The 3,213-nt window shown below is 57.3% G+C and carries 5 protein-coding genes and 1 tRNA gene; all 6 read left to right on the top strand.

Translation table 11 applies throughout. The features are described 5' to 3' along the window. The coding region (locus NDI87_RS17260) for a S1 RNA-binding domain-containing protein (protein WP_296276820.1) at positions 1-556 on the top strand (556 nt) is incomplete at its 5' end. 66 nt (positions 557-622) lie between these two features. Continuing rightward, positions 623-1,618, top strand: a complete 996-nt coding sequence (locus NDI87_RS17255) for an NAD(P)H-quinone oxidoreductase (protein WP_296276819.1) — start codon at positions 623-625, stop codon at positions 1,616-1,618. Then, positions 1,615-2,358, top strand: a complete 744-nt coding sequence (tpiA, locus tag NDI87_RS17250; RefSeq protein WP_296276818.1) for a triose-phosphate isomerase — start codon at positions 1,615-1,617, stop codon at positions 2,356-2,358. Before NDI87_RS17255 ends, tpiA begins: the two co-directional genes overlap by 4 nt. 37 nt (positions 2,359-2,395) lie before the next feature. Further along, on the top strand, positions 2,396-2,749 hold the full coding sequence (gene secG / locus NDI87_RS17245; RefSeq protein WP_296276817.1) for a preprotein translocase subunit SecG: 354 nt from the start codon (positions 2,396-2,398) through the stop codon (positions 2,747-2,749). A gap of 118 nt (positions 2,750-2,867) precedes the next feature. Continuing rightward, a tRNA-Leu gene (locus tag NDI87_RS17240) sits at positions 2,868-2,952 on the top strand. A gap of 59 nt (positions 2,953-3,011) precedes the next feature. Continuing rightward, positions 3,012-3,213, top strand: a 202-nt coding sequence (gene ndhC, locus NDI87_RS17235; protein WP_296276816.1) for an NADH-quinone oxidoreductase subunit A, incomplete at its 3' end; no start/stop codon positions are given.

The raw sequence follows: 3,213 nt of genomic DNA, 5'->3' as shown, positions 1-3,213 counted from the left end.
CATGCAAGTGGCGCTGGCGCAGGCCAAGGAAGCGCGCATGCACATTCTGGGCAAGATGACCGAAGCCATGGCCGTGGCCAAGACCGAGGTGTCCACTTTTGCGCCGCGCCTGTTCACCATGAAGATCAACCCCGAGAAGATCCGTGACGTGATCGGCAAGGGCGGTTCGGTGATTCGCGCGCTGACCGAAGAAACCGGCACACAGATCAACATCGACGAAGACGGCACCATCACCATCGCCTCGGCTGACCCGGCCAAGGCCGAAGAAGCCAAGCGCCGCATCGAGCAGATCACAGCCGAAGTTGAAATCGGCAAGATCTACGAAGGTCCGGTCGTCAAGATTCTGGACTTTGGTGCGCTGATCAACTTGTTGCCCGGCAAGGACGGCTTGTTGCACATCAGCCAGATTGCCCATGAGCGTGTTGAAAAAGTCACCGACTATTTGTCTGAAGGCCAGATCGTCAAGGTCAAGGTCATGGAGACCGACGAAAAAGGTCGCATCAAACTGTCGATGAAGGCGCTGCTGGAGCGTCCGGCACAGGAAAACCGCGGTTGATGGATTGAGGCTGCAACTAAAAATGACTGCCTTTGGCTTCGAAAGATAGTCAAAGACAAGCCCATCATGAAAGCGATTGAAATCACCCATCCTGGCGCCCCGGACGTTTTGTGTCTGGGCGAGCGTCCTGTGCCTGTTCCAGGGCCGGGCGAGCTGCGCATTCGTGTCAGCGCCAGCGGCATCAATCGTCCTGATGTGTTGCAGCGTTTGGGCCTGTACCCGGTGCCGCCGGGTGTCTCGGACATTCCGGGCCTCGAGGTTGCCGGCGTGATTGACCAGGGTGATGCGGTGGAACTGGCCGCTGCCGGCTTGCGGCTGGGTGACCGGGTGTGCGCGCTGGTGGCGGGTGGCGGTTATGCGCAGTGGTGCGTGGCCCCGATCGCGCAATGTTTGCCGATGCCTGTCGGCCTGACTGACGTGCAAGCCGCGAGCCTGCCCGAGACTTTCTTTACGGTCTGGAGCAACCTGATGGATCGCGGCCGCCTGCAAGCTGGCGAGACGGTGTTGATCCAGGGTGGCACCAGCGGCATCGGTGTCACGGCCATCCAGTTGGCCAAGGCCTTTGGTGCCCGTGTGTTCGCCACCGCTGGCAGTGATGAAAAGTGTGCGGCTTGTCTGGCGCTGGGGGCCGATGCCGCCATCAATTACAAGACGCATGATTTTCAGACCGAGGTGGCCCGCTTGACTGACGGCCAGGGTGTGGATGTGATTCTGGACATGGTGGCCGGCAGCTACGTGGCCAGGGAAGTGCAGAGCTTGCGCGAGGACGGTCGCCTGGTCATCATCGCCGTGCAAGGTGGCGTGCAAAGTGAGTTCAACGCGGGTCTGGTGCTGCGCCGCCGTTTGACGCTGACGGGCTCCACCTTGCGTCCGCGCCCGGTGGCGTTCAAGGCGGCGATTGCGCAGGCCTGTTTGAAATCGGTGTGGCCGTTGCTGGCCAGCGGTCAAATCAAGCCTGTGATTCACAGTGTATTTGACGCCGCTGATGCAGCCAGTGCGCATGCCTTGATGGAATCCAACCAGCATGTTGGGAAAATTGTTTTGACTTGGGAAAAAGCATGAAAAAGAAGCTGATCGCAGGTAACTGGAAGATGAATGGCAGCCTGGCTGCCAATGACGTTTTGCTCAAGGCCCTGCTGGCGGGGGTGGGCGAGCCTGCCTGCCAAGTGGCGGTCTGTGTCCCTGTCGTGTATTTGGCGCAATGTCAGGCCTTGTTGGCGGGCAGCGTGATTGAGTTGGGTGCGCAGGATGTCTCTGCGCATGAAAGTGGTGCCTACACCGGCGAAATTTCGCCCGCCATGCTCAAGGAGTTTGGCTTGCGCTATGTCATCGTGGGGCATTCGGAGCGGCGCCAGTACCATGGTGAAAGCGATGAAGTGGTGGCCGCCAAAACACAGCGCGCGCTCAGCGTCGGCATCACGCCGATCGTGTGCGTGGGTGAAACGCTGGCAGAGCGCGAAGCGGGTCATACCGAAGAAGTCGTCAAACGTCAGCTGGCAGCGGTGATTCACACCAACGGCCATTGCATCAGCGAAGTGGTGGTGGCTTACGAGCCCGTGTGGGCGATTGGCACCGGGCTTTCTGCCACGGCAGAGCAGGCGCAACAGGTTCACGCGGTGTTGCGGGCGCAATTGCGGGCGGCAACAGCCAACGCGGATCGTATCAAGCTGCTGTATGGCGGCAGCATGAATGCCGCCAATGCAAAAAGCCTGCTGGCTCAACCCGATATTGATGGCGGTCTGATTGGTGGCGCGGCACTCAAGGCCGCGGATTTCTTGACCATTATTGCGGCAGCTTCCTGATCCAGGACGTTGCAGACTATTTATTCTGGAGTGATTTATGAATGTTTTATTGACAGTGATGCTGGCGGTGCAAATGATTTCGGCCGTTGCCATGGTGGGTTTGATTCTGGTGCAGCACGGCAAGGGTGCAGACATGGGTGCGGCCTTTGGCAGTGGTGGCTCTGGCAGTTTGTTTGGCGCCAGCGGCAGTGCCAATTTCTTGTCGCGTACCACGGCGGTATTGGCAACACTGTTTTTCGTCAGCACCTTGTTGTTGGCTTATTTTGGTTCAGTGCGTCCCGCCGCCAGTTCAGGCAGTGTGCTTGAGAATTCTGCGCTCACCGCACCTGTGCCGGCGGCTGTACCCGCGCTGCAGGCCGCCTCTGGCGCAGCACAAATTCCAGCCAAATAATTGCTGATGAAAATGCTTTCTCCTCAGGGAATGTGGGGGGAATTCAGGGTAAACTCTAAGCTTGCCGGTTGAGTGGAAAGTGTCGTAACACAAGGCATTCAACCGGTTTGCAAGAACAGCCGTCGTGGTGAAATTGGTAGACACGCTATCTTGAGGTGGTAGTGGCGAAAGCTGTGCGAGTTCGAGTCTCGCCGACGGCACCATTCAACATGTTTGACGTAGATCAATACCGTTAAACAGTCAATTGAATATACTGAAAAATATGAACATTGAACAATATTTACCAGTCCTTCTTTTCATTCTGGTAGGCATTTCGGTCGGTGTCATGCCTCAGGTTATTGGTTATATTCTTGGTCCCAATCGACCGGACGCAGCAAAAAATTCCCCCTATGAATGTGGTTTCGAAGCATTCGGCGATGCCCGGATGAAATTCGACGTCCGCTACTACCTGATTGCCATTCTTT

It is taken from the genome of Rhodoferax sp., assembly GCF_023701345.1.
GTDB lineage: Bacteria > Pseudomonadota > Gammaproteobacteria > Burkholderiales > Burkholderiaceae_C > Rhodoferax.
Note: the sequence above shows the minus strand (reverse complement) of the source record. Positions and strands in the feature narration are given on the sequence as shown.